Genomic DNA, 23,554 nt, shown 5'->3' on the forward strand with positions numbered 1-23,554 from the left:
GACCACTTAGCATATCGCCGACCCCATACTCTCCCCCCCTGCTAAGGGGGGGTGGTGTCCGCGCGCGGCTCGAAGCGCGGGTGTCGGGGAGGGTGGGGGCATTCCCCGGTCCGAAAGAAAGCCCCCTCCGTCGCGGACTACGCCGCGCCACCTCCCTCACAACGAAGTTGCCGTACGCTTCGCTACAGGGGAGGAGATTTAGTAGTGCGGCGGCTTGGTCACCGGCACTTCGCCCGTGCCGGATTCCATCGTTTCCAGCCGTTCGCCCAGGCGCTCCAGCATCCGTTTCATCCGGTCGATGACCTTCCACTGCTCGGTCACCTGTTCCGACAGTTCGTCTATGGTCTTCGACTGATGCGCTGTCAGTTCCTCCAGCGCCGTCAAACGGTCATCGGACATCAGCGCTGCCCCTCGCTGTTACGGAACGGATCAAGCGGATAGGTGCCGAGAATCTCGACATCGACCGCAAAGAAGTTCAGTTCCTCCAGCGCCTGTTTCAGCCCGCCTTCGGTCGGGCGCCCTTCGACATCGCAATAGAAGACGGTCGAGGCGAAGACACCGTTTTCGATGTAGGATTCCAACTTGGTCATGTTGACGCCGTTGGTGGCGAAGCCGCCCAGCGCTTTATAAAGCGAGGCCGGGATATTCTTCACGCGGAAGATAAAGCTGGTCATGCAGTCGATGCCTGGCGCGGGTTCGACCACGCGATCCTCGGTTGTCAGGATCAGGAAGCGCGTCGTGTTGTTTTGCGCATCTTCCATATGACGGCGCAGGATTTTCAGGCCGTAAAGCTCGGCCGCCGGTTCCGGGGCGATAACACCACGGTCCAGTTCGCGGGTTTCTGCAAGTGCGCGGGCCGCGCCGGCGGTATCATGGAAGACCTCGGCGGTGATGTTCAGTTCCCTTAGCGCCTTGCGGCATTGCAGCAGCGCCATGGTGTGCGAGGCCGCCACCCGGATATTTTCCAGCTTCGTTTCCGGCACACCCATCAGGATCATCTCGATCGGCAGGAAGCGCTCGCCAATGATCTTCAGGCCCGAATTGGGCAGCAGGTGGTGGACATCGGTGACGCGACCGGCCACGGAATTTTCGACCGGAATCATGCCCAGCTCACACTCGTCATCGCGCACGGCGGCAAAGGCGGCTTCAAAGGTCGGGTAAGGCGCCGGGGTAAATTCGCCAAACCAGCGCTTGATGGCCTGATGGCTGAAAGCCCCCGGCTCGCCCTGATAGGCGATCTTGCGAATAGTTTGGGTCGTCATCTAAAGAACCTTCTGAATCAAGTACTCCAAAACCCGTGGGGTTTTGGCAAGCACAAGGCGCGCCCGAGCTGATGCGAGGAGCCCCCGCGGCGCCTGAGCGAACAAAGTGCGACGAAATGCCACGCCAGCCGCCATTTTGCCTGTTGCGCGGTAAAAGTCGGCTTGCGTCTTTCGCGGTAGCGTGTCAGAGAGCCAAACGCAAGTAGATCAATAAGCCTTGCTTTCGCCACATATTGACACACGTCACGGGTGGCCTAAGCTCCGGGCACTAATGAATCAACAGGGTAACTTGGCGACATGAGCGGCGACCTTCAGGTAAACAAAATTCTCGGTGCGGTCCTGGCGACCGGTCTGGTAATCATGGGCGTCAAGCTGGGCGCCGAAGCCATCTATCATCGTGAAGCGCCTGAAAAGGCCGGCTATCATATCGAAGTCGCCGATACCGGTGGCGAAGGCGGGGCTGCCGCCGCTGTCGATACGCCGCCCGACTGGGGCACGGTAATCCCGACAGCCGATATCGCCGCCGGCGAAAAGACCTTCCAGACCAAGTGTACCTCTTGCCACAATAACGCCAATGGCGGCCCGAACGCGATCGGTCCGAACCTGTGGGGCGTGGTCGGCCGGCCGGTCGCCTCTCACCCCGGCATGGACTATTCCGACGCCATGAAAGAGCATGCCAAGGAAGTCCCGAACTGGTCGTGGGACGCCATCTATGCCTTCCTCGGCGCGCCGTCCAAGGTGGTCAAGGGCACGAAAATGACCTTTGTCGGCGTCAAGAAGCCGGAAGACCGCATCAACCTGATCGCCTATCTGCATAGCCAGGGCTCGACCGGTTATGCCGTACCGGCGCCGAATCCGGCCGCAGGTGCCGCCCCTGCGGCTGCCTCCGAAGGCGCTGCCGCTTCGCCTGCCACCGCGGAAGCGGCTTCCAAATAAGCGGATACAAACGCAAAACAAACCCCCGCCGGATCGCTCCGGCGGGGTTTTCGTTTTATCTCCTCCCTTGCGAAGCGGGGGAGGTGTCAGCGCGAGGCTCGAAGAGCCGGTGTCGCTGACGGAGGGGGCTTTGTGGCGGGGGGCGGTTTTACCCCTCCGTCTCGATATGCTTCGCCTGACGGCTACGCTTACTCGACACCTCCCCTCCAAGAGGGGAGGATAATGTTCTACAGCCTCCTGAACGCCAGCGGCATACCCGAACCGCATGAATCGATGCGACTAACCGCATCGGCCAGTGGTTCGATAGCCACCTTCATGTGGTGGGCATTGGCATGGATGATATTCACATCATCAGTCATAATGGCGACATGACCTTTCCAGAAAACGAGGTCGCCGCGCACCAGGCCGCGCAGGTCAGGCCCGATATCGAGGGCCAAGCCCAGCTTCATCTGCATGTCGGAATCACGCGGGCAGCCATAGCCTGAGGCATAGAGCGCCTGTTGCAGCAGGCCAGAGCAATCCAGGCCCAGGCTTTCGCGGCCGCCCCACTGATAGGGCGCGTTGATATAGCTTTCGGCCACGCTGACGAAATCCGGCGCAAAAGTCTCGAAAGTCGACAGGTGATTGGCGAAGACCCAGCCCATTTCGTTGATATAGGCAAAGCCGTTCTCGTAGCGCGTCACCGAAACCAGCGCGTTGTGGCTGAGCGCGGTCAGCGTCGAGGATTTCAGGTTGGGGCCGGCAAACACATAGGTGCGCAAGGTCGAGACATAGTGCGTCGGCAGATACCAGTCGCGCTTGAAGGCCGACACCGGCACATAGCCGACATAGCCGTCGCGCAGGGCCTGGCCCCAGAAATAGTCATGCTTGCGCTCGATGACCTTGAAGCGCTCGCCCATCAGGAGCTGATCCCACTGCTCCGCGCCGTGTTCCGGCTGCGACAGAATCGGCGCCGCGGCGTCGTAACAGGAGAGAACCTCGCCGGCGACATAGGTCTTGGCGCGGATCAGGCCCTCATGCGCCTGATCGGTCACGCCGTCCTTGAAGGGCGTGGTGCGCTTGTCGAAAGGATCATCACTCATCTGCGTCATAAAGCCGTCTACCTTCTGCAGGTCACATCACCGTGGCGCACGTACTCTGCGCCTTATATGGTCACTCTACGATACGGATGCAAAGATCGCCTTAACGGCCAAGGTCAATAGATTCTTTATGCGCTCAAACGCCGCGCGGCTTACCTCGCATCAGCTCGGGCGGGCGGTCGCCCTTGCCGGATTTCCTGAGAAATCCGGAATTTTATGAAAGCTGAAGCAGGTCTTAACAGGGTTGACTTCAATAAGACGTCAGCAATTGATAGACGGCCCGCAGCGCCTGCGCCTCGGCGCCGACCGGTGATCCGGCCTTGCCGCGCGGATTCCAGGCATAGATGTCGAAATGCACCCAGGCGCCCGATTTCGGCGCGAAGCGTTGCAGGAAGAGCGCCGCCGTTACCGAACCACCCTGCGCCCAGCCCGCCGGATCATTGCGGATATCGGCGATGTCACTGTCGAGCGCATCATTATAGCCCTTCCACAGCGGCATCCGCCACAGGGGGTCGTTCTGCGCGATCGAGGCGACCTCAAGCTGCCGCGCCACGTCCTCGTCATCGGTATAGAATGGAATGACTTCCGGCCCCAGGGCCACGCGCGCCGCACCGGTCAGGGTGGCGAAATCGACCGTCAGGGCCGGCTCCAGCTCGCTGGCCCGCGTCAGGGCATCGGCCAGGATCAGCCGGCCTTCGGCGTCGGTATTGCCGATTTCAATGGATAGCCCCGCGCGCGAAGCGATGATATCGCCCGGCCGGAAGGCATCGCCCGATATCGAATTTTCCACCGCCGGAATGAGCACGGACAAGGCGATCGGCAACTGGCTGGCCATGACCCAGTCGGCCAGGGCAAGCGCATGGGCCGCGCCGCCCATATCCTTCTTCATCAGCCCCATGCCGGCGCCGCCCTTGATATTCAAACCCCCGGTATCGAAGGCCACACCCTTGCCCACCAGCGCCACCACGGGCAGCGGGCCCGGCACGCCCTTCGGCTGCCAGGTGATCTCGATAAAGCGCGGCTGGTTGTTCGGCCCGGCGGCGCGGCCAACAGCATGGACGGCCGGATAGTTTTCCTTCAGCAGGTCTTCGCCAACAATGACGTTAATCGCGGCGCCATATGCCCCGGCAATGCGGTGCGCCTCAGCCTCGATATCCGCCGGTCCCATGTCGTTGGTCGGCGTATTGACGAGGTCGCGCACCAGGTTGTGCGCCCTGACCTCGCGTGCCACCGCGGTCTTCGTCGCCTCGTCGAGCGCGCTGTCATCGACCCGAACTTCGCCTGGCATCGCTCCGGATTTATAACGCGTGAAGCTGTAGGCGCCCAGCCCCCAGGCGACATGGATGGCGCCGGCGTCCAATTCCGCGTCATATTGCAGGGCCCATAATCCCTTGGGCAGTTGCGAGGGCAGGGCGCGGAAGCTCATCGGCGTGTAGTTTTTGCGCGTCCCCAGGCCAAACCACGCGCGGCAGCCGCTCTCTTCCGGCAGGACAATCAGACTGCCCGCCTTGCCGGTGAAGCCCTTAAGCGTCAGGAACTTCGCCTGTGCCGGGGTCAGTGCAGCAATCGCCGCGGCGGCCTCTTCCTCAAAAAGCGCAATCAGCGTGTTCTCGGCGGCAGCTTTGGGGGCTTTGATTGGTTTGGGCATCAATTCACTACCGTTAACGATTGTTAAGAGCTTTAACTATATCTTCACAGCGGTCACCGAAAGCTTAATTCTGTTCGTTAATCGGGGTTCGCCATGCTGCGCCGCCTGCTTGTTTCCGCCGCTCTTGTGGCTTGTTTCACGGCCAGTCCAGCCTCTGCCGGCCTGTTCGGCAAGGACGACGCTAAAAAAGACGCCGCGCCGGCCGCTTCCGCATCTGCTGCGCCGAAAGCGCCCGCCTTCAAGCCCGCCGGCAAGGCCGAGATCGAGGCCGCCCTGCGCGCCGATCCGCTGCAACAATCCGTCTTCTTCAACGATCAGTTCGAGCATAACCCGACCGATGCGAAGATGGGGCTTTACCTTTCCAACGCCCTGCGCGCGCTCGGCCGCTATCCGGAAGCCGCCGACATCGCCCACCGCGTCCTGCTGTTCGCGCCCGATAATACCGATATCCTGCTGGCCGCCGCCCGCGCCCATATCGCCGACAACAACGCCTTCTTCGCCATCGATCCGCTGCAGCACGTCATCGAACTGAAGCCGAAGGACTGGCAGGCTTATTCCCTGCTGGGCGTCGCCTATGACCAGACCAAGCGCCCGGACGAGGCGCAAACGGCGTGGAACCAGGCCCTCGCGCTGTCGCCCAACAATCCCGCCGTCCTGACCAATATGGCCATGGCCAGGGTCACCCGTGGTGATTTCACCGGCGCCGAGCCGCTCTTGCGCACCGCCGTGGCGCAACCGGGCGTCACCGTGCAGATCCGCCAGAACCTGGCCCTGGTGCTGGGCCTCGAAGGCAAGATGCCGGAAGCCGAAAGTCTGCTGCGCCGCGACCTGCCACCGCAACAGGCGGATGCCGCCCTGGCATGGCTTCAGCAGGCGGTGGCCGCGAAGGCCGCCCCGGCTTCGACCACCGCGCCGACGCGCTCGTGGGATTCGGTCAGGGCGTCGGGTAGTTAGCAGGGGCACAGCCCCTGCACCCGTAAGTTTATAGCGCTAAAATCTCCTCCCCATTTCTTAAATGGGGAGGTGGCAGCGCCCGGTTCTTCGCGGCGAAGCCCGAAGGACTGGTGTCGCTGACGGAGGGGCGCATCACCAATTGTAACCCGTTAACTTTTGCCGCTGCGCCGCGCGGAAGCCTGTGCTACCGTATGCGCCGAAGCGTCATCTGACCGCTTCGTGTCGGGATTGAAAATTATCCCCAAAAACCACATACCATATGTAGATGTTAACCTGGCCTTAACCACGAAATGTGGTGATATAGCCATGACATTTGCGCTTTAGTATCGATTCGGGGTTTTCTATGAGCAGTTCACTTCTTCTGGCCAATTCATCCGCCGGTCTCCTGACCCCGAGCCATTCCTACAAGCCATTCCGCTATCCCTGGGCCTTTGAGTTCTGGCGCAAGCAGCAGCAGGTCCACTGGATCCCGGAAGAAGTGCCGCTGGGCGAGGACTGTAAGGACTGGGCCACCAAGCTCAATGACTCAGAGCGCAACCTGCTGACCCAGATCTTCCGCTTCTTCACCCAGTCGGATATCGAGGTCCAGGATAACTATCTGGAGCGCTATTCGCGCGTCTTCAAGCCGACCGAAATCAAGATGATGATGTCGGCCTTCGCCAATATGGAAACCGTCCATATCGCCGCCTATGCCCTGCTGCTGGAAACCATCGGTATGCCCGAATCGGAGTTCGGCGCGTTCATGGATTACCAGGCCATGCGCGACAAGCACGACTATATGGGCACGTTCGGTGTCGATACCGAAGCCGATGTCTGCCGGACGCTGGCCATGTTCGGCGGCTTCACCGAAGGGCTCCAGCTTTTCGCTTCCTTCGCCATGCTGATGAACTTCCCGCGCTTCAACAAGATGAAGGGCATGGGCCAGATCGTTTCGTGGTCGGTGCGTGACGAGAGCCTGCACTGCGAAGGCATCATCAAGCTCTACCATACCTTCAACCGCGAAACGAAGGCCGTCACCAAGTCGGTGGCCGATGACATCATCGATTGCTGCAAGACCGTGGTGAACATGGAAGACAAGTTCATCGACCTGGCGTTTGAAATGGGGCCGGTCCAGGGCATGACGCCTGAAGATATCAAGGCCTATATCCGCTATATCGCCGACTGGCGCCTGCGCCAGTTAGAACTGCCGGAAGTGTTCAATGCCGGCAAGGAAAACCCGCTGCCGTGGTTGCAGGTGCTGCTGTCGGGCGTCGAACACGCCAACTTCTTCGAGGCCCGCGCCACGGAATATTCCAAGGCCGCCACCAAGGGACAATGGACCGGTGACGAAGGCGTCTGGGGGGCGTTTGATACGCTGCTCAAGAAGCGGTCAGAAGCCACAAAGAACGGTGTGAATGCCTAAAGAAAAGCCCCCGGAAATGGGGGCTTTTTTATTTCTCCTCCCTTGCAAGCGTAGCGCGGCGGGGGAGGTGGCGGGCGAAGTCCCGCCGGAGGGGGCCTCTGCTCTCAATCCTGGATTCACGGAGTATTTGTCAGCGCGAAGGGCCCCCTCCGTCTCAACGCGGCCTCCGGCCTTGCTCGACACCTCCCCCGCTTCGCCCAAGGGCTTGCAAGGGAGGAGAAGGGTGTTAATTTCGGTCATGAGGGTTCGGGACAAAGCCAAGCTTGCCTTTGCGCGAAAGCTGCGGCGTGAAATGACTCCACCGGAGGCGCGTATCTGGGCGCGGCTCAGAGTGCGGGATACCGGCATCAGCTTTCGCCGACAGTATCCAATAGGCCCCTATGTGCTGGATTTCTATTGCGCCAAGGCAAGGCTGGCCATTGAGGTCGATGGCTTGATCCACACCATTGCGGATCATCCTGAACGGGACGAGCAGCGTGATGCGTGGCTTTTGGAGCAGGGCATAACGACGTACAGAATCGCCGCGAGCGAGATTATGGCTGATCCTGACGAAGTAGCGTTTGGGATTTGTTATTGGCGAAAGAGCGAGCGGGAATTTAAGAGGCCCCCTCCGTCTCGACGCGGCCTCCGGCCTTGCTCGACACGGCACGGGCCGCCCCGCTCCCCCGCTTCGCCCAAGGGCTTGCAAGGGAGGAGAAGGGTGTTAAGTTTCGGTCATGAGGGTTCGGGACAAAGCCAAGCTTGCGTTTGCGCGAAAGCTGCGGCGTGAAATGACTCCACCGGAGGCGCGTATCTGGGCGCGGCTCAGAGTGCGGGACACCGGCATCAGCTTTCGCCGACAATATCCCATCGGCCCCTATGTGCTTGATTTCTATTGCGCCAAGGCAAGGCTGGCCATTGAGGTCGATGGCCTGATCCACACCATTGCGGATCATCCTGAACGGGACGAGCGGCGTGATGCGTGGTTTTTGGAGCTGGGCATCGTTACTTACCGGATTGCGGCGAGCGAGATTATGGCTGATCCTGACGAAGTAGCGTTTGGGATTTGGTTATTGGCGAAAGAGCGAGCGGGAATTTAAGAGGCCCCCTCCGTCAGTGACTTCGCGCTGACACCTCCCCCGCTTTGCAGGGGAGGAGATTGAAATTTAATCCCCGCTGCCAATTCCCGTTCCATGCTTGTCCCCATGGAACAGACAAACACCCCCATCGCCACGCCCGAACAAAGACAGGCGCTTCGTCGCAACCAGCAGCAGCGTCTGCGGGATCAGGCGGAAGCGCTGTTGCGCGCCGTCGAAGCGCTTGAACCGCCTGCCACCTACAAGGAAGCCGAGCAGGCCGCCAAGACCCTGCTGGCCGTCGGCAAGGTACTCGATGCCGTCAATACCGAGACGCGCGACGACCTGCCGACCAAGCCGGCCTGGGTAACGACCGCCGAACCCGCCGCCGAACGCGAAGCCCTGACCACTTGGCAGGCGGTGCTTAATCACAGTCTGGACACTTTGGCTGCCGCTCGCCGGATGGCGCGTGAGGCCGGTTAAAGCAAGAAACCCCACCAGGCTGCGCGCCCCGCCAACGCCCTAAAGAAGGGCGCGGTCCCCCTCCCCATCAGAGATGGGGAGGTATGATATAAGCACCTGTTTTATACCTCCCCAGTTTACTGGGGAGGGGGACCGCACGAGGCCAAAGGCCGAGATGTGGTGGTGGGGTATCTTTCTTCACACGCTCATACTGACTCATTTCTTACGCCGTGACCACGCGCCTGGAACAGTATTCTTACCCTCGGTCCCATAAGTTGATCCCAGCCGCTGAAGACCCGATTTCGGGACACCCGGCGGGTTCAAGGCTCAGGCGCGGTGTGTGGCGGGTTTATGCCGGCGCCGCGCCTGGGCCCTTCAATTCCCCTCGGATCAGGGCCGGCCTTCAGGCGTCGTGACGCACCACCGTCCCATGCCCGGCCGGTTCTGGTTCTCCGTCTGGACAATCCCGGCGATTAGCGCTGATATGCCTCGTGCCGGGGAGCTATGATGCGCGCATCACTCATCCTGATACTAGCCCTTTGGCCTTGGCGTATCATCCGGCTACAACCAGATCGAAAGATAGCGTCCAAAAAAAAATAGAGCGGAAAGACGCATCTGAGGAAACGCCTTTCCGCCCGTTATCGTCGCAACCATCCGGCGGGAAAGAAGCGACAATCTTAAATTTTTAAAACGCGATTAGTGCGTCCGGTTCCACTCGTCGATCTGCTTGTCGGCCTCGTCCTTGGTGATGCCGTAGCGTTCCTGAATCTTGCCGGCCAGCAGCTTGCGGTCGCCTTCGATCACATCGAGATCGTCATTGGTCAGCTTGCCCCACATCTTCTGGACATTGCCCTTGACCTGCTCCCAACTGCCTTGCATTCGATCGTTATTCATGAATATCTCCTGAAATCAATGGGTTAATGTCTGTGCTCACTATAGGCGGTGCGGGCCTAAATTTTCGACGCTTGAGGGAGCCCGCAACATAAGGAAGGCATAAGGCCCCTCATACGGCTTGCCTTTCCCTGCATTATAATCATATGATGACTGACAAATATAATGGGAGGTTGTCATGTCGAAACTGACGCGGCGCGGTGTCATGGTGCTGGGCGGCGCACTGTCCCTGGCAGGTACGGCTCAGGCCCAGACGACCGATATCGAGCGCTGGGGCTTCTATGAAATTACGCTCGACGGGCCGAAAACCGGCAATCCGTTTGTCGATGTCACGCTCGCGGCGGAATTCAGTAATGGCGCGCAAACCATTACCGTGCCCGGTTTTTATGATGGTGACGGTGTCTACAAGATCCGCTTCAGTCCCGAAACCGAAGGCGCCTGGCAGTGGCGGACAATCAGTCCTGTGAAAGCGCTGGCTGGCCGCAGCGGCAGCTTTACCGCGTGGCCAGCCAGCGGCGGCAATCATGGCCCGGTGCGCGTCACGGCGGATGGCTATCACTTCGCCTATGCCGACGGCACGCCCTTCCGCCAGATCGGCACCACGGCCTATGCCTGGGCGCAGCAATCGGACGCGCAATGCGCCCTGACCTTGCAAACGCTAAAGGCGTCGCCGTTCAACAAGTTGCGCATGTGCGTCTACGCCAATGTGAAAGCCGAGCCGATCGAGCCTTATATCTATACCGGCACCGGCCCTAGGGATTGGGATGCCACGCGTTTTAACCCCGCCTTCTTCCGCCGCTTCGAGGACCGCGTGGCGAAGCTTCAGGCGCTGGGCATAGAGGCCGATATCATCCTCTATCACCCTTATGACAAGGTGCATGGCTATGCCGAAATGGCCCGCGGCGATGATGAGCGTTACCTGCGTTATGTCATCGCCCGCCTGGGGGCTTATCGGAATGTCTGGTGGTCGATGGCCAACGAGTTCGACCTGGTGAAGGCGAAATCGCCAGCGGACTGGGACCATATCGGGCAATTCGTCGCCGATACTGACCCGCACCAGCGCCTGCGCTCCATCCATAACTGCAAGGCGTTTTTCGATAACCGCAAGCCGTGGGTGACGCATTCCAGCATCCAGAACGGCATGTCGGTCAAGGATGATACCCGCGCTGAAATTTACCGCAGCGTCTGGGAAAAGCCGGTGGTCTTCGATGAGATCTGCTACGAGGGCAAGTCAGACCTGCGCTGGGGTAATCTCACCGGTGAAGAGATGGTGTCGCGCTTCTGGCATGGCCTGATCGCCGGCACCTATGTCGGGCATGGCGAGGTGCTGACCGCTGAAAACCTCAGTCCGGATGGCGGCTGGAGCGGCATCGGCGGGCGGCTGCTCGGCACCAGTGTGCCGCGGCTGGCCTTCCTGAAAACGGTGATGGAGGCGGGGCCGAAGCCGGGTATCGATCCGGTCGATAAATGGTGGGACCGCCATATCGGCGGCCAGGCCGGGCAGTATTACCTGCGCTATTTCGGCAGTGAGGCGCCGTCAGACTGGACACTAGACCTGCCGAAGCAGGAACTGGCCGGCGGCGAACAGTTCCGTGTCGACCTGATCGATACCTGGAACATGACGGTGGCACCTGTTGAGGGCGTTTTCACTGTGCAGAAGAAGGACAACTACAGCTTCCACGATTCGGCGCGGCCGGTCATCGCCCTGCCCGGCCAGCCTTGGATGGCGGTCAGGGTCGTGCGGGTTTAAAACAGGGTATCCGGGCGTTTTTGCGGCGTGCAATAGCCGGTTTCGCCGCGGTGGGCGTCCTTGCCGATGCGCTTGTTGTCGATCTCCTCGGCATAGAAAGCGCCATTGGAACGATCGAGCGTGATGCGCAGGGCGCTGCCATGTTTCGTCACGCGATTGACGAGGTAATAGGCCGAGGCGGTGACATTGGCCGGACACAAGACATCCAGGCAGATCGATTGACGGATCAGCGACGGATGCGCCGGATCGACACGCAGGAACTTGAAATCGGCGTGTTCATCGGGAAAGACCGGCGAAGGGAACAGGTCGATATAGAAGATGCCCTGCGAGACGAAGCGCTTGCCCTCGGTGACCTGGGTTTCGCATTTCAGGCTGATCTGATCCGGTGGCGGCAGGACATGCGATGCGGCGGCCACCGGTGGGGCCGGCGGCGGATCGGCAATCGGCTGCATGGTGATGGGCGCCGGGGCTATGGCGATCGGCGGCGGCAGGGGGGCTAGCGTGGCCGGCGGCTCCGGGGTCAGGGCCTTCGCCATATCGGGGCTGAGTTTACCTGCGGCGTAAGGGATAGGTGCCACCGGCGTCGTCAGGACCGGCGCCGGTTTGGCGGCGGGCTTCCTGCGCTTCACCACAGGCTTGGGTGCGGGGGCGTTTTCGTCATAGGGCTCGCCCTCGGCATGGACCAGGCCGGAAGCACCGAGCGCGGAAGCCACCATAAGCGCCAGGCAAAGCTTGAATGCGGCCCTCATGCTTCCTCGTCGAAGCGATTATTGACCAGTTCGGCCAGGGCAGCCACGGCTTCTTCGGCCTGGGGCCCTTCGGCCTCGATGCCGATAACCGTGCCTATGCCGGCGCCCAGCATCAGCAAGCCCATGATCGACTGGGCATCGACGCGGGTATCGTCCTTGATGACATAGGTCTGCGCGTCAAACGCCGAAGCCAGCTTGACAAACTTGGCGGAAGCCCGCGCGTGCAGGCCCTTCATGTTGCAGATTTCGACCTCAGTACGCACGCCGGGCTCAGTCTCGCTCACTCGCATCCCCCTTCAGTCAGGGCTTATCGCGGCGGAGAATGCGGGCGTTCGGGATTTTAGTCCAGAAAAAAGGAAGCGTCAGTTATCGCCGGACAACACATAGGAAGCGACGGTAACGTATTTTCGGCCGGCTTCCTGGGCATGGCAGACGCAGGCGCCGAGGTCTTCGTTTTTACGTAAAGACGCCAGCTTGATCAGCATCGGCAGGTTGAGGCCGGCAATGACCTCGGCCTTGGTCTGTTCCATGACCGAAATGGCGAGATTGGAGGGGGTGCCGCCGAACATGTCGGTCAGCAGGATAACGCCGTCACCGGAATCGTTGGCAAAGGTGGCCTCCAGAATATCCTTGCGGCGTTGGGCGACATCGTCTTCGGGCCCGATACAGATGGCGGCCACCTGAGTCTGGGGCCCGACCACATGTTCCATCGCCGATACGAACTCGTCAGCCAGCTTGCCGTGAGTCACGATGACCAGTCCGATCATTAAAGCAACATCCTTACTAACGCCTTGGGCTTGTCACCATTAAGCGGGGTAGCCCGTCATACTAGTCCCGATTTCATCGCACTGCAAAACGAGATTTAGGAGTCTCCAGCAAATTTTGCGCCGCAATAGACCGGTGTGCCAAATATGCCAGAGGTGACATTTACAGGGTATGAATTAGTCCGAGAGCTTACGTATAGGTAAGTCTTTTTAAGCAATTTTCAAGCGGTGAAGGAGTTTGCTGACGCTGGACGCCTCGCGCGGGTTGAGACGGATGGTGGGGATAGCCTGTCCCAGAATGGGCGTGATTTCGTTTTCCGGCATCCGCTCGATGGGGTCGGATTGTGCCAGAACCGCCAGGTGGATGCGCGTCAGCTTGCGCGTTTCCGCCGCCATGATGCCCAGCCCGCGGATTTCCATGCGGCCCTCTATCGTTTCGGGCGCGCCGGCATAAAGCTGCCCGCCGGAAGTCCACAGCACGCTGCAATCATCACTGACAAGGGCGCAGCCGGTATGTCCGGCCGTTTCGATCAGGCGCAGGGCCAGGTCGCTCTTGCCGCTGCCGGAAGGCCCCATGATCAGCACGCCGCGCCATGCCTGACCAATATGCAGGCTTAAAGACGTAGCGTGAATGATAAGTTTGCTCATGCCGGTATTTAGGCACGGATGGCGGGGCGTGAAAGTCGTTTCTAGCGGCGGAGGTAAGGAAAAAGCCCTGACCTCGATTTGGTCTCAATGGATAAAGGAGATTGGCAACTGACGGATAATGTGTAAAATCGCACCAATAGTATGATATTTTGTGAAGGAGCAGATATGGCGACTGTGCGCAAGACCATCACCATTACCGATCAGCAAGACGCGTGGGTTAAATCCCAGATCGAGACCGGAAATTATACCAACGACAGCGAGATAATCCGCGACCTCATTCGGCGTGAACAGGAGCGAGTGGCAGAGATAGAGCGCGTCCGGGCCGCACTCATTGAGGCCGAAAACAGCGGCGAGCCGCAGCGTTTCGACCCGGAAGCCTTCAAGCGTCGGATGCGATCAACACATGGCTGAATACCGCCTTGCACCGACAGCAGAGCGCGACATGGAACAGATTTGGCGAACCACCGTCACGGCGTGGGGCATCGATCAGGCTGACCGCTATACAGACAAACTGATCGCCACTTTTGATAAACTGGCCGAAACGCCAGACAGAGCGCCCGCCTGCGACCATATCCGGATTGGGTATAGACGCCGCAATGTGGAACGCCACGTCATTTACTTTCGCAAGGCGGCAAATGGCATTGATATTATGCGCATCTTACATGATCGCATGGATGCCAGCCGCCATCTGTAGCCATTTTGCACCTACTTGTTTAGTCGTATTGCTATTACTGACGTGCAAGCTGTTGTTTTACACATATACATCTGGGAGAGAGCAATGAGGCAAGGAGCTTGGTCATTCGTCACGCTGGTGTTTGCGTCGGTCGTGTTCTCTTCTGGTGTGGCTTTCGGGGGGCCTCTTCGTTGCCATGTCATAGAGCATTCTGACACCGGCGGCACGGTCGAGGTTCTTACCGATGAGACTCTCGCCCCAGCCTGGTGGCCAGAAGGCAACAAGCCGCAAATCGTCTGGCGACCTGCGCCGGCACCGATGAGTCCTCGGCTCACTTTGAAATTTGCAAATTCGACCTTGGCGGAAATGGGTAGAGTCCCTAGTGGCGGATATATTAGATTCCGTATCCCGCCGCCAACACAACCGGACGATACACAGGTAATCCTAGATCTGCCCACCGAAAGCGTCGTGTTTAAGCGTGAACAGCTAAAATATGGGCGCGATTTTGGGAGTGACGATGAGACGCAGCCCGCAATGGATATCGTTTTCCCAAATGAAGATTGGTCCGCGATCAAGGCGGCGATAACGGAGGGGGGGCGCCTGAGTGTAAAATTGATTCGAAAGGGACAAGCGCTTTCGGATACCACATTCGATCTTGGCAATTGGGATGCAAGGGATGCGCTTCTCGCCAAGGCGGCACGGAGAGTCGCTGCCGCTGATCCGAAAGCGTGTACGACCGCATCGATCCCCGTAATAGATATGACTTCGCAAGGGACAAAGCCTTAAGGCTCTTAAGACGGCTGGTGATTGCTCAATTCGCGTTCGGCAACAGGATCGAGAAGCGGGCGCCGACGATATGGCCGGTTTCGTCCTTGCGGTTTTCCGCCCAGACCTTACCCCCGTGCGCCTCGATGATCTGGCGCGAAATCGACAGGCCAAGGCCGGAATTCTTGCCGAAGCTCGTGCCCTTGGGCCGCGAGGTATAGAAGCGCTGGAAGATGGTCTCCAGGTTATCCTCCGGAATGCCGGGGCCGTCATCCTCGAACACAATGCTCGTCGGCCGCACCGGATCGGCATTACTGTGGGCGAGCGTGACGCGGACCTCGCCGCCTTCCGGTGAGAAGGAACGGGCATTATCGATGATATTGCGGAAGACCTGGCCGAGCGGCCCTTCGCGGCCATTGACCAGAGACGCCGCCGGCGACAGGGTACGCTTGAAACTGACGGCGACCTGTCCGGCAATATGGCTCTGCTGATAGAGCGAAATGATATCCTCCAGCAGGGTGCCGACCTCAACCTTTTTCGGCGTATCGCGTGACAGTTCGGCATCGAGGCGCGAGGCGTTGGAAATATCGGTGATCAGGCGGTCGGCACGGCGCACATCCTGGTTGATGACCGCCATCAGCCTGTCCCTGGCTTCGTCGTTCTTCACCAGGGGCAGAGTTTCCAGCGCCGACCGGATCGAGGTCAGCGGGTTCTTGATCTCATGCGACACATCGGCGGCGAAGCGGTCGATTTCCTCCATGCGGCGCCACAGAGTATCGGTCATCGATTCCAGCGAACGCGCCAGGGTGCCGATCTCGTCCCTGCGCGATTCCAGATCCGGCAGGGAAATGGCGCGGGTGCGCGCCAGGCGGACATTATCCGCCGCCGCCGAAAGCCGGTGGATCGGCCGGCTGACCAGCCAGTTCAACAGCAGCGACGACAGCATGGTGACGCCGAAGGCGACGAGGATGAAGGGCAGCATGGACCAGCGCTGCGCCGCCACAATCTTGTCGACATCGCCGCGTTCGATGGTCAGGACGCCCAGCACCTCTTTCACATGGCGCAAGGGGACGGAGACCGACACCACCTTGATGCCGCGCTCGTTGAGACGCACGACGGCCGTGGGTGGCGCGCCGGACAGGGCCATCATCACCTCGCCGTGCAGTTGCTGCTCGGCCAGAGCGCGGCGGGCCTGGCGCTTGGCGGACTTATCCTCCGGCAGCGGGTCATTGGGCCGCCGCGCTGGTGGAAGCTGCGACACGTCGATCGTGTCGGAAACCGCATAGGAATCCGAAATCAGGTTACCCTTGTCGTCGAACAGGCGGGCGCGCTGGCCGGAGGGGATAAACCGGCCGAGCACAATGGCGGCATTTTCGGCTTCGAGATGCGGCTCCGGCACGCCTTCGGTGGCGACCTCGGCGATCACCTCGCCCATAAGCTGGGCCTGTGACAGCAGAGAATCGCTCTGGGCGTTGATCAGGCCGCCGCGGAAATCGCTCAGCACCAGTGCGCCGATGACAATGATCAACAGCCCCAGCAGATTCAGCCCGAAGATCAGTCGTCCCAGACGGGATTGACCGAAAGGGAGCCGTTTTAGCCAGGGTTTGGACACCAAAGTGCTTTCCAAGGGTTAAAATGCGATGCTTATCCCTTCTCCCTGCTTGCGGGGAGAAGGTGGCCTGAGTGTAACGAAGGCCGGATGAGGGGCTTGTCCTTGCGAATGGCCCCTCACCCGATCGCCTTCGCGGCGCTCGGCTCTCGTCCTCTCCCCACAAGGTGGGGAGAGGGGAAATATGCTAGATTTCCCGATAGCGATAACCGACGCCGTAGAGGGTTTCGATCGAATCGAAGGTCGGGTCGACCTGGCGGAACTTCTTGCGCATCCGCTTGACGTGGCTGTCGATGGTGCGGTCATCGACATATACCTGGTCGTCATAGGCGGCATCCATGAGGTTGTCGCGGCTCTTGACGAAGCCGGGGCGCTGGGCCAGGGCGTGCAACAGCAGGAACTCGGTGACGGTCAGACGCACCGGTTTGCCGTCCCAGGTGCATTCGTGGCGGGCGGCGTCCATCACCAGCTTGCCGCGCTTGAGCGACTTGGCGTTGAGCGCCTCGGTGACTTCCGGGGCCTCGCCCTGTTCGACAATGCCGGCGCGGCGCAGCACGGCCTTGACGCGCTCCAGCAGCAGGCGCTGCGAAAACGGCTTGTGCATGTAGTCGTCGGCGCCGAGATTGAAGCCCAGCACCTCGTCGATCTCGTCATCCTTCGAGGTCAGGATAATGACCGGCAGGTTGGAGGTGTTGCGCAGGCGGCGCAGCACTTCCATGCCGTCCATGCGCGGCATCTTGACGTCGAGAATGGCCAGGTCGGGCGGATCCTTTTCGAGCGCGGCCAGACCGGAGGCGCCGTCATAATAGGCCTGGACGGTGTGGCCGCCGCTTTCCAGCGCGAGCGACACGCTGGTGACAATGTTCTCGTCGTCGTCCACCAAAGTAATCTTGGCCATGTGATCTCCGGAATTGAAAAAGCTGTCTCTTAAATAAACGCATATCTCCAAAGTTCAATTGAACTTTGGCGTGTAAAACCACCATTGGCAGTTCCTTATAAGGCACTAAACGCATGGCTGCGGTCTTTTCAGGGCCTGAACACGGCGTTTTCTGGCCTTCGGGCCCGCAATTGCGGCCTAAATCATAATTTAACGTCGGGGGTGTAATAATTCCATGCAGATCAATCACTAAACGACCATTTCAGGACCACATGAGCCACCGCCCGGTGCATTACGAACTCTTTTCCCGCCGCACCCCGCAATCGTCGTGGGTACTGGAGATGGCGTCGGAATCGCGCGATCAGGTGGTGGCCGCGGCGGATGAGATGCTGAAAAGCGGCCGCGCCGCGGTGCGGGTCACCAAGGAAATGCTCGATCCCGAAAGCGGTGAATACAGCAGCGTGACCGTGCTGGACAAGGGCGTGGCGGTGGCGGCGAAAAAGCCGAAGCTGGCCCCCACAACCGATACGGTCTGCACCAGCCCTCAGGATCTTTACAGTGCGCTTGCCCGTGAGAAAATTTCCCGTCTGCTGGAAGACTGGCTGAAGCTGCAGGGTGTGACGGCGTTTGAACTGCTGCACCGGCCCGACCTGGCCGAGCGGCTGGAAGCTTCCGGCAGCGAACTGCTGCATGTGGTGCAAAAGCTGGCCGTGCCGGAAAGCCACGAAACCGGCCAGGCCCTGCATGACCTGATGCGGCGCTGGTCAAGCCTGTTCGACAAGGCGTGTACGCGCCTGATCCAGGATGGCCGCAAGGGGCTTTTCCCGGAACTGACGCCGGAGAATTGCCTGGAGGTGGTCGATCGCCTGCATGACCACCCCGAACGCGCCTATGTCTTCGGCGGCGCGCTGGCAGCCGCCCTGAAAGGCCAGCGCCGGCCATCGGTGAAACTGGAAACCCTGCTGATCCATGCCGGCCTGATCAATGCCTGGCTCGATGCGCACCCGGAGCGCGAATGGGCGCTGCAACTGATCGAAATTCCGGTTGTGGAACTTTTTGCCGCGCGCGGCAGCCTGAACGATGTGCTTGGCGAGGAGATGGACCTTGGTGGCGCCATGATGATCATGACGCGCCTGGCCGCCGGCCGCGAGGTGGACCTGATCGCCCGCGCCGATGCCCGCGTCGCCCGCCTGACCCCGCCGCTCAGTGGTGTTCTGGGCGGCTACCATGACCTGATCCTGAACAACCGCCTGCCGCACCTGAGTTATCATATTTCCAAGCGCCTGATGCAGGAACTGAAAAGCCCGCGTCGTCTGCGCCCGAATGATCCGATGGGCGAGATCGAGATCCTGCGCGTCCTGGCCCTGTGCATGACCGCTGCGGCCCGCGACGAAAGCCAGAAGGATGATATCACCGAGGCCTTTTCCGACCGGTCCCGCAAGCTGGTGTCGGCCGATTTCATCACCAGTCTGCTGGAAACCGCCGAAACGCCGGCCGAGGAGGCCGACCGCCTGATCTGGCTGTGTGAAAACATGGTCGGCGCCGCCAACAAGCGCCAGGCGGCGCGCTGGCTGGCGCAGATCGTCGGCGCCGAAAAATTTGAGCGGCATATGCGTGAAAGCCAGCAGTCGGCGGCACAACGCCTGCTGGCCCTGGCGCAGATGCAGGGCCGCGTGACGGCCGCCGCCCTGATCGATCAGGATGGCGAAGAGGTCAGCCGCCGGCTGGGCCAGATCGGCAGTCAGATCGCCGCGGACGTGAAGCTGCTGGCCCATATTCTGCGCGGCGGCGCTTCCCCCATGCAGAAGTTTTCGATGCTGCTGAGCTTCGCGGCCGGGCAGTCCGCGCCTTTTGGCCCCTTAAGCGAACAGGCGAAAGCCGAAGTGATGAAGATGATGCGCGATCCGGCCCTGCGCTCCGGCCTTTCGGCGCAGCCGCAGATCCTGGCCACGCTCCGACCGATGATGCAGGCCGCAGGCGTTCTGGCGGCTTAAGTTCGAAAATTCAGTTCTAGCAGCACATTATTGGGATCAACCACGAACAGTTGCGTCAGGCCGATTTCCGGCAGTTCGGCGCGCTCATAGCGCAGACCGCGCGCTTCAAGCCGTAACACCATGCCATTCAGATCGTCGCACTCGAACGCGACATGATGGATGGCGCCGGTATTGCCGCCGGGAATGACCTGGCGTTCGTAAGTATTATCCGTACCGAAGAGATTGAGGTGGATGACGGCGCGTTCGCCGGCGTAGAGCCACTGGCGCTCCTCCGGCTTGCGGCGCGGCGCTGTCCTGGCCACAAGACCCAGCAGGTCGCCATAGAAGGCGATCGTCCCGGCCATGTCGCGGGTCTGGATATTGACGTGGTCGAGGGTTTTGACGGTCATGCCGCAGAATAGAAAAAGGCGCGGCGATATGCAACCGCCGCGCCTTTAGGCTTTCTTATGGGCTTACGCCGCCCGGATATGCGCCAGGAAATTATTGATCTGGGTGCGCAGGTTTTCGGCCTGGTGCGCCAGTTCGCCGGAAGCGGACAGCACCTGGGCGGCGCCGGCGCCGGTTTCCTCGGCCATGCGGGCCACGCCGGTGATATTGGAGGTCACTTCCTGGGTGCCGAGCGACGCCTGATTGACCGCCTGGACGATCTCGCTGGTGGCGGCGCCCTGCTGCTCGACGGCGGCGGCGATGGTCGATGACGAGTCGTTGATGTCGCGGATCGTACCGGTGATATTCTCGATGGCTTCCACGGCGCGGCGCGTCGTCGACTGGATGCTGCCGATATGCTGGCTGATCTCGGAGGTCGCCTTGCCGGTCTGCTGAGCCAGTTGCTTGACCTCGGCGGCGACAACCGCGAAGCCCTTGCCGGCCTCGCCGGCACGCGCCGATTCAATAGTGGCGTTGAGCGCCAGCAGGTTGGTCTGGGCGGCAATGCCGGTGATCATATCGACAATGCCATTGATACGGGCGGCGGCTTCGGAAAGCTCCTGAACAATGGCCGCGGTCGAGTCGGCTTCGCGGACGGCTTCGCGCGCCTTGATCGAGGAATGCTCGACCTGGCGGCCGATTTCCTGCACCGAGGCCCCCAGTTCTTCGGCCGAACCGGCAACTGAGGTGACATTGGTGCCGGCTTCTTCGGCAGCGGCGGAAACCGAGGTCGCCTGGGCGGCGGATTCCTGCGCCGACGAGGTCAGTTGCGAGGCTGTGGCCTGCATTTCGGTGGCGGCGGAAGACACCGCCTCGACCACGCCGCCGACGGCGCTTTCGAATTGATCCGCCAGTTCATACATGGTCTTCTTGCGCTGGATTTCGGCATCTTCGCGGGCTTGGCGCGTTTCTTCCTCCAGGGCCAGGTTGCGGATCATGTTGTCACGGAAGACCTCGACCGTGCCGGCCATGTCGCCAATTTCGTTGCGCTCGCCGACATTGGGAATAGTGACCTGGGTATCGCCGTCGGCCAGTTTCTGCATTACGCCGGACATGCGCGTGATCGGCAGGGAAATGGTGCGGATCATCATGAAACCGATACCGAAACAGATGGCGGCGGTAGCCGCCAGCGCCATCATGATCAGGGTCATGGCCGCGTTGCCGAGCTTGATGCCCTTATCGGCAGCGTTATGTCCTTCCTTGAGTTGATAGGCGCGGTCATCGCGGATCGCCTTGCGCAGAGCGTCCGTTCCGGCCTGCATGTCTGTCAGGTAAATGATGGTGGCGCCGGCGACATCATTGGCGGCAGTCGCCGCTTCCAGCGGCTTGCTGGCCTCGTAATAGGCGGTCAGATTGCTGTGAATGGCATCGGCGAGGACGCGCTCCTCATCCGTCGTCACCGTGGCATTATAACTAGCATAATCCTTTTCGAGCGCGTCGCGCGAGCCCTGCATTCGCGCCAGCATCTTTTCGCGCGCCTCCCCGGTCAGCAGCAGGGCCTGGCCCTGGCGGGAGCGATAGGTTTCGAAATCCTGAGACAGGTCACCGAGGAAGTTGGCGGCGGGCAGCCAGTTGGTGCCGACATCCCTGGCGGAGGCATTGACCGCGCTCAGGCGCTGGATGGCAAAAAGCCCAAGGGCGACAGTGGCGCAGAGCACCAGGGCGAAGGCAGCGATCACGCGCACCCGGATCGTCATGTTCTTCAACATAAGCATTTCCCCAGGGCCGCACATACACAAACACTATCGTATCCGGCAGCCTGCGTTCTGCGTCGGATCGGTCTCGGCCCTGATACGCAGCCCACTTCGATTCCTGTCCAAATAACGCAGCTATGGTAAAGAAGGTATTAATTATAAACCCTGGGGATGCACCTGTATTTATTACATTTCTATGACAAAAAGCTTAACGCCTGTCTTAAGCTGCCCGCACATGTGCCAGGAAGCTGTTGATCTGGCTACGCAAATTGGCTGCCTGATGGGCCAGTTCGCCGGAAGCGGAAAGCACCTGCGCTGCGCCGGCGCCGGTTTCTTCGGCCATGCGGGCCACACCAGTGATGTTGGCGGTTACTTCCTGTGTGCCCATCGAGGCCTGATTGACCGCCTGGACAATCTCGTTGGTGGCCGAGCCCTGCTGTTCGACGGCGGCGGCGATAGTAGAGGACGAGTCATTGATATCGCGGATGGTGCCGGTGATATTGCCGATGGCCTCGACCGCTCGTCTTGTTGTGGTCTGGATGCTGCCGATATGCTGGCTGATCTCCGCCGTGGCGCGGCTGGTCTGGCCGGCCAGGGCCTTCACTTCCGAGGCGACGACGGCAAAGCCTTTCCCCGCTTCGCCCGCCCGGGCGGATTCGATGGTAGCGTTGAGCGCCAGCAGATTGGTCTGTGAGGCAATCCCGGAGATCATGTCGACAATGCCATTGATCCGGTCAGCGGCTTCGGAAAGTTCCTGAACGATGGCGGCGGTGGAGTCGGCTTCGCGCACCGCCTCACGCGCCATGACCGACGAATGTTCGACCTGACGGCCGATTTCGGACACGGAAGCGCCCAGTTCCTCGGCTGAGCTGGCCACCGAGGTGACATTGGCGCCGGCCTCTTCTGCGGCGGTGGAAACGGATGTGGCCTGTGCCGCCGATTCCTGCGCCGATGAGGTCAGTTGCGAGGCCGTGGCCTGCATTTCAGTGGCGGCGGAGGATACCATTTCAACGATACTGCCGACGGCATGTTCGAACTGATCGGCGAGATCGAACATCGTCTTTTTACGCTGAACTTCGGCATCTTCACGCGCCTGACGGGTCTCTGCCTCCAGCGCCCGGTTCTGGATCATGTTGTCCTTGAAGACCTCGACGGCGGAAGCCATATCGCCGATTTCGTTGCGTTCGCCGATATTGGGAATTTTCACCGATGTATCGCCCCCGGCCAGGGTGCGCATGGCATCCGTCATTTTGCGGACAGGGTTTGAAATGCCGGTGATCATCACCCAGCCAATGACGCCGCCCAGCAGGGCCGCCACGCCGATGGCCGCCATAATGAAGGTCTTGGCTTGAGCGCCCTTTTGCATACTGCCAGTAGCCGCGGCATTGCCCATTTCCACCTGAAATTCCCGATCAGCGGTTACAGTTGCGCGCACGCGGTCGACAATGGGTTGCATGTCTTCAATATATATTCTGGTGGCCATTTCAGTGTCATTGATGGCCAGACTGGATTCAAATTTTGCGGAAATAGCAAAATAGTCCTCAAGGGCTGCGTGCATTGCCTTTGCCAGCCCCTCTTCCTTACCCTGCGTTATGGTCGGATCATATTCCTTTAAATCCTGCCCTATTTCTTCAAGCGTGTTACGTGCCTTGGCCAGGGTTTCGTCACGATCCGCCCCGCTCCGCAGCAGGGCGACCCCGTGCAGCAGCCGATAGCGTTCGAAATCTTCTGACAGGCTGCCTATGGCCTGTGTCGCCGGCAGCCAGTTGGTGGCGACGGCATTGGACTGTGCATTTACTGTGTCCAGACTGAGCCAGGAAAATATTCCGATCCCGACCGTCGTCAGCAGGAGAAGAGAAATCGCCGCGATTAGGCGCAGGCGAATGGTGAAATTCTTCAGCATGTTGATCCCCAAA

General features: G+C 60.3%; 25 protein-coding genes. 11 read left to right on the forward strand and 14 right to left on the reverse strand.

The features are described 5' to 3' along the window. Positions 1 to 198 precede the first annotated feature (198 nt). Positions 199 to 399 (reverse strand): SlyX family protein, encoded by a 201-nt coding sequence (locus ACTHND_RS01015; RefSeq protein ID WP_440175390.1) that lies wholly within the window; start codon positions 397 to 399, stop codon positions 199 to 201. Continuing rightward, positions 399 to 1,262: a prephenate dehydratase gene (locus ACTHND_RS01020; RefSeq protein WP_440175391.1), complete on the reverse strand. Its 864-nt coding sequence runs from the start codon at positions 1,260 to 1,262 to the stop codon at positions 399 to 401. Before ACTHND_RS01020 ends, ACTHND_RS01015 begins: the two co-directional genes overlap by 1 nt. A 297-nt stretch (positions 1,263 to 1,559) precedes the next feature. On the opposite strand from ACTHND_RS01020, the gene ACTHND_RS01025 reads away from it, so the two are divergent. Next, positions 1,560 to 2,198 (forward strand): c-type cytochrome, encoded by a 639-nt coding sequence (locus tag ACTHND_RS01025; RefSeq protein WP_440175393.1) that lies wholly within the window; start codon positions 1,560 to 1,562, stop codon positions 2,196 to 2,198. Between the two features lie 227 nt (positions 2,199 to 2,425). Here the strand turns inward: ACTHND_RS01025 and ACTHND_RS01030 are convergent, their stop codons facing one another. Continuing rightward, complete coding sequence (locus tag ACTHND_RS01030) at positions 2,426 to 3,289, reverse strand: C40 family peptidase (RefSeq protein WP_440175395.1); 864 nt, start codon at positions 3,287 to 3,289, stop codon at positions 2,426 to 2,428. Between the two features lie 238 nt (positions 3,290 to 3,527). Further along, on the reverse strand, positions 3,528 to 4,925 hold the full coding sequence (locus ACTHND_RS01035; protein WP_440175397.1) for a leucyl aminopeptidase family protein: 1,398 nt from the start codon (positions 4,923 to 4,925) through the stop codon (positions 3,528 to 3,530). A gap of 93 nt (positions 4,926 to 5,018) precedes the next feature. On the opposite strand from ACTHND_RS01035, the gene ACTHND_RS01040 reads away from it, so the two are divergent. The 5 genes from ACTHND_RS01040 to ACTHND_RS01060 all read left to right on the forward strand — a co-directional run bounded on the left by ACTHND_RS01040 (position 5,019) and on the right by ACTHND_RS01060 (position 8,819). After that, a complete protein-coding gene (locus ACTHND_RS01040) occupies positions 5,019 to 5,879 on the forward strand; it encodes a tetratricopeptide repeat protein (RefSeq protein WP_440175398.1) in 861 nt (286 codons plus the stop codon). Positions 5,880 to 6,222: 343 nt separating this feature from the next. Beyond that, complete coding sequence (locus ACTHND_RS01045; RefSeq protein WP_440175400.1) at positions 6,223 to 7,281, forward strand: ribonucleotide-diphosphate reductase subunit beta; 1,059 nt, start codon at positions 6,223 to 6,225, stop codon at positions 7,279 to 7,281. 292 nt (positions 7,282 to 7,573) lie between these two features. After that, positions 7,574 to 8,050 carry an endonuclease domain-containing protein gene (locus tag ACTHND_RS01050; RefSeq protein ID WP_440175440.1) on the forward strand — a complete coding sequence of 159 codons (477 nt, stop codon included), beginning with the start codon at positions 7,574 to 7,576 and terminating at the stop codon, positions 8,048 to 8,050. Next, the gene (locus tag ACTHND_RS01055) at positions 7,998 to 8,360 is read left to right on the forward strand and encodes an endonuclease domain-containing protein (protein WP_440175401.1); all 363 of its coding nucleotides are present in this window, start codon (positions 7,998 to 8,000) and stop codon (positions 8,358 to 8,360) included. Before ACTHND_RS01050 ends, ACTHND_RS01055 begins: the two co-directional genes overlap by 53 nt. A gap of 105 nt (positions 8,361 to 8,465) precedes the next feature. Then, positions 8,466 to 8,819, forward strand: coding sequence for a hypothetical protein (locus tag ACTHND_RS01060; RefSeq protein WP_440175402.1), 354 nt, complete (start codon positions 8,466 to 8,468; stop codon positions 8,817 to 8,819). Positions 8,820 to 9,494: 675 nt separating this feature from the next. On the opposite strand, the gene ACTHND_RS01065 is transcribed toward ACTHND_RS01060, so the two are convergent. Further along, entirely contained in the window at positions 9,495 to 9,692 is a 198-nt protein-coding gene (locus ACTHND_RS01065; protein ID WP_440175403.1) for a CsbD family protein, read from the reverse strand. A gap of 175 nt (positions 9,693 to 9,867) precedes the next feature. On the opposite strand from ACTHND_RS01065, the gene ACTHND_RS01070 reads away from it, so the two are divergent. Further along, the gene (locus ACTHND_RS01070) at positions 9,868 to 11,439 is read left to right on the forward strand and encodes a DUF5060 domain-containing protein (RefSeq protein ID WP_440175404.1); all 1,572 of its coding nucleotides are present in this window, start codon (positions 9,868 to 9,870) and stop codon (positions 11,437 to 11,439) included. Here ACTHND_RS01070 and ACTHND_RS01075 read toward each other — a convergent pair. The 4 genes from ACTHND_RS01075 to ACTHND_RS01090 form a co-directional block, all read right to left on the reverse strand. Further along, positions 11,436 to 12,188 carry a hypothetical protein gene (locus ACTHND_RS01075; RefSeq protein WP_440175406.1) on the reverse strand — a complete coding sequence of 251 codons (753 nt, stop codon included), beginning with the start codon at positions 12,186 to 12,188 and terminating at the stop codon, positions 11,436 to 11,438. The genes ACTHND_RS01070 and ACTHND_RS01075 overlap by 4 nt on opposite strands. Further along, on the reverse strand, positions 12,185 to 12,472 hold the full coding sequence (locus tag ACTHND_RS01080) for an HPr family phosphocarrier protein (protein WP_440175407.1): 288 nt from the start codon (positions 12,470 to 12,472) through the stop codon (positions 12,185 to 12,187). The genes ACTHND_RS01075 and ACTHND_RS01080 overlap by 4 nt, the downstream gene beginning before the upstream one ends. A gap of 78 nt (positions 12,473 to 12,550) precedes the next feature. Beyond that, the gene (locus ACTHND_RS01085; protein WP_090649276.1) at positions 12,551 to 12,955 is read right to left on the reverse strand and encodes a PTS sugar transporter subunit IIA; all 405 of its coding nucleotides are present in this window, start codon (positions 12,953 to 12,955) and stop codon (positions 12,551 to 12,553) included. A gap of 207 nt (positions 12,956 to 13,162) precedes the next feature. Continuing rightward, on the reverse strand, positions 13,163 to 13,600 hold the full coding sequence (locus tag ACTHND_RS01090) for an HPr kinase/phosphorylase (RefSeq protein WP_440175408.1): 438 nt from the start codon (positions 13,598 to 13,600) through the stop codon (positions 13,163 to 13,165). A 165-nt stretch (positions 13,601 to 13,765) separates the two neighbouring features. On the opposite strand from ACTHND_RS01090, the gene ACTHND_RS01095 reads away from it, so the two are divergent. The 3 genes from ACTHND_RS01095 (at position 13,766) to ACTHND_RS01105 (ending at position 15,059) form a co-directional block, all read left to right on the forward strand. Beyond that, on the forward strand, positions 13,766 to 14,011 hold the full coding sequence (locus ACTHND_RS01095; RefSeq protein ID WP_440175409.1) for a type II toxin-antitoxin system ParD family antitoxin: 246 nt from the start codon (positions 13,766 to 13,768) through the stop codon (positions 14,009 to 14,011). Beyond that, the gene (locus tag ACTHND_RS01100; protein ID WP_440175410.1) at positions 14,004 to 14,294 is read left to right on the forward strand and encodes a type II toxin-antitoxin system RelE/ParE family toxin; all 291 of its coding nucleotides are present in this window, start codon (positions 14,004 to 14,006) and stop codon (positions 14,292 to 14,294) included. The genes ACTHND_RS01095 and ACTHND_RS01100 overlap by 8 nt, the downstream gene beginning before the upstream one ends. Before the next feature lie 84 nt (positions 14,295 to 14,378). Next, the gene (locus ACTHND_RS01105) at positions 14,379 to 15,059 is read left to right on the forward strand and encodes a hypothetical protein (protein WP_440175411.1); all 681 of its coding nucleotides are present in this window, start codon (positions 14,379 to 14,381) and stop codon (positions 15,057 to 15,059) included. Positions 15,060 to 15,084: 25 nt separating this feature from the next. On the opposite strand, the gene ACTHND_RS01110 is transcribed toward ACTHND_RS01105, so the two are convergent. Beyond that, positions 15,085 to 16,650: an ATP-binding protein gene (locus tag ACTHND_RS01110; RefSeq protein WP_440175412.1), complete on the reverse strand. Its 1,566-nt coding sequence runs from the start codon at positions 16,648 to 16,650 to the stop codon at positions 15,085 to 15,087. 184 nt (positions 16,651 to 16,834) lie between these two features. Further along, entirely contained in the window at positions 16,835 to 17,545 is a 711-nt protein-coding gene (locus ACTHND_RS01115) for a response regulator transcription factor (protein ID WP_090650010.1), read from the reverse strand. 251 nt (positions 17,546 to 17,796) lie between these two features. Here ACTHND_RS01115 and ACTHND_RS01120 point away from each other — a divergent pair, with 251 nt between their 5' ends. After that, a complete protein-coding gene (locus ACTHND_RS01120) occupies positions 17,797 to 19,518 on the forward strand; it encodes a hypothetical protein (protein ID WP_440175413.1) in 1,722 nt (573 codons plus the stop codon). On the opposite strand, the gene ACTHND_RS01125 is transcribed toward ACTHND_RS01120, so the two are convergent. The 3 genes from ACTHND_RS01125 to ACTHND_RS01135 form a co-directional block, all read right to left on the reverse strand. Further along, positions 19,515 to 19,907, reverse strand: coding sequence for a VOC family protein (locus tag ACTHND_RS01125; RefSeq protein WP_440175415.1), 393 nt, complete (start codon positions 19,905 to 19,907; stop codon positions 19,515 to 19,517). The genes ACTHND_RS01120 and ACTHND_RS01125 overlap by 4 nt on opposite strands. A gap of 63 nt (positions 19,908 to 19,970) precedes the next feature. Further along, positions 19,971 to 21,653: a methyl-accepting chemotaxis protein gene (locus ACTHND_RS01130; RefSeq protein ID WP_440175416.1), complete on the reverse strand. Its 1,683-nt coding sequence runs from the start codon at positions 21,651 to 21,653 to the stop codon at positions 19,971 to 19,973. A gap of 205 nt (positions 21,654 to 21,858) precedes the next feature. Continuing rightward, complete coding sequence (locus ACTHND_RS01135) at positions 21,859 to 23,541, reverse strand: methyl-accepting chemotaxis protein (RefSeq protein ID WP_440175417.1); 1,683 nt, start codon at positions 23,539 to 23,541, stop codon at positions 21,859 to 21,861. Between the last annotated feature and the right edge of the window lie 13 nt (positions 23,542 to 23,554).

It is taken from the genome of Asticcacaulis sp. (genome assembly GCF_051954415.1).
In the GTDB taxonomy this organism is placed as follows: Bacteria; Pseudomonadota; Alphaproteobacteria; order Caulobacterales; family Caulobacteraceae; genus Asticcacaulis.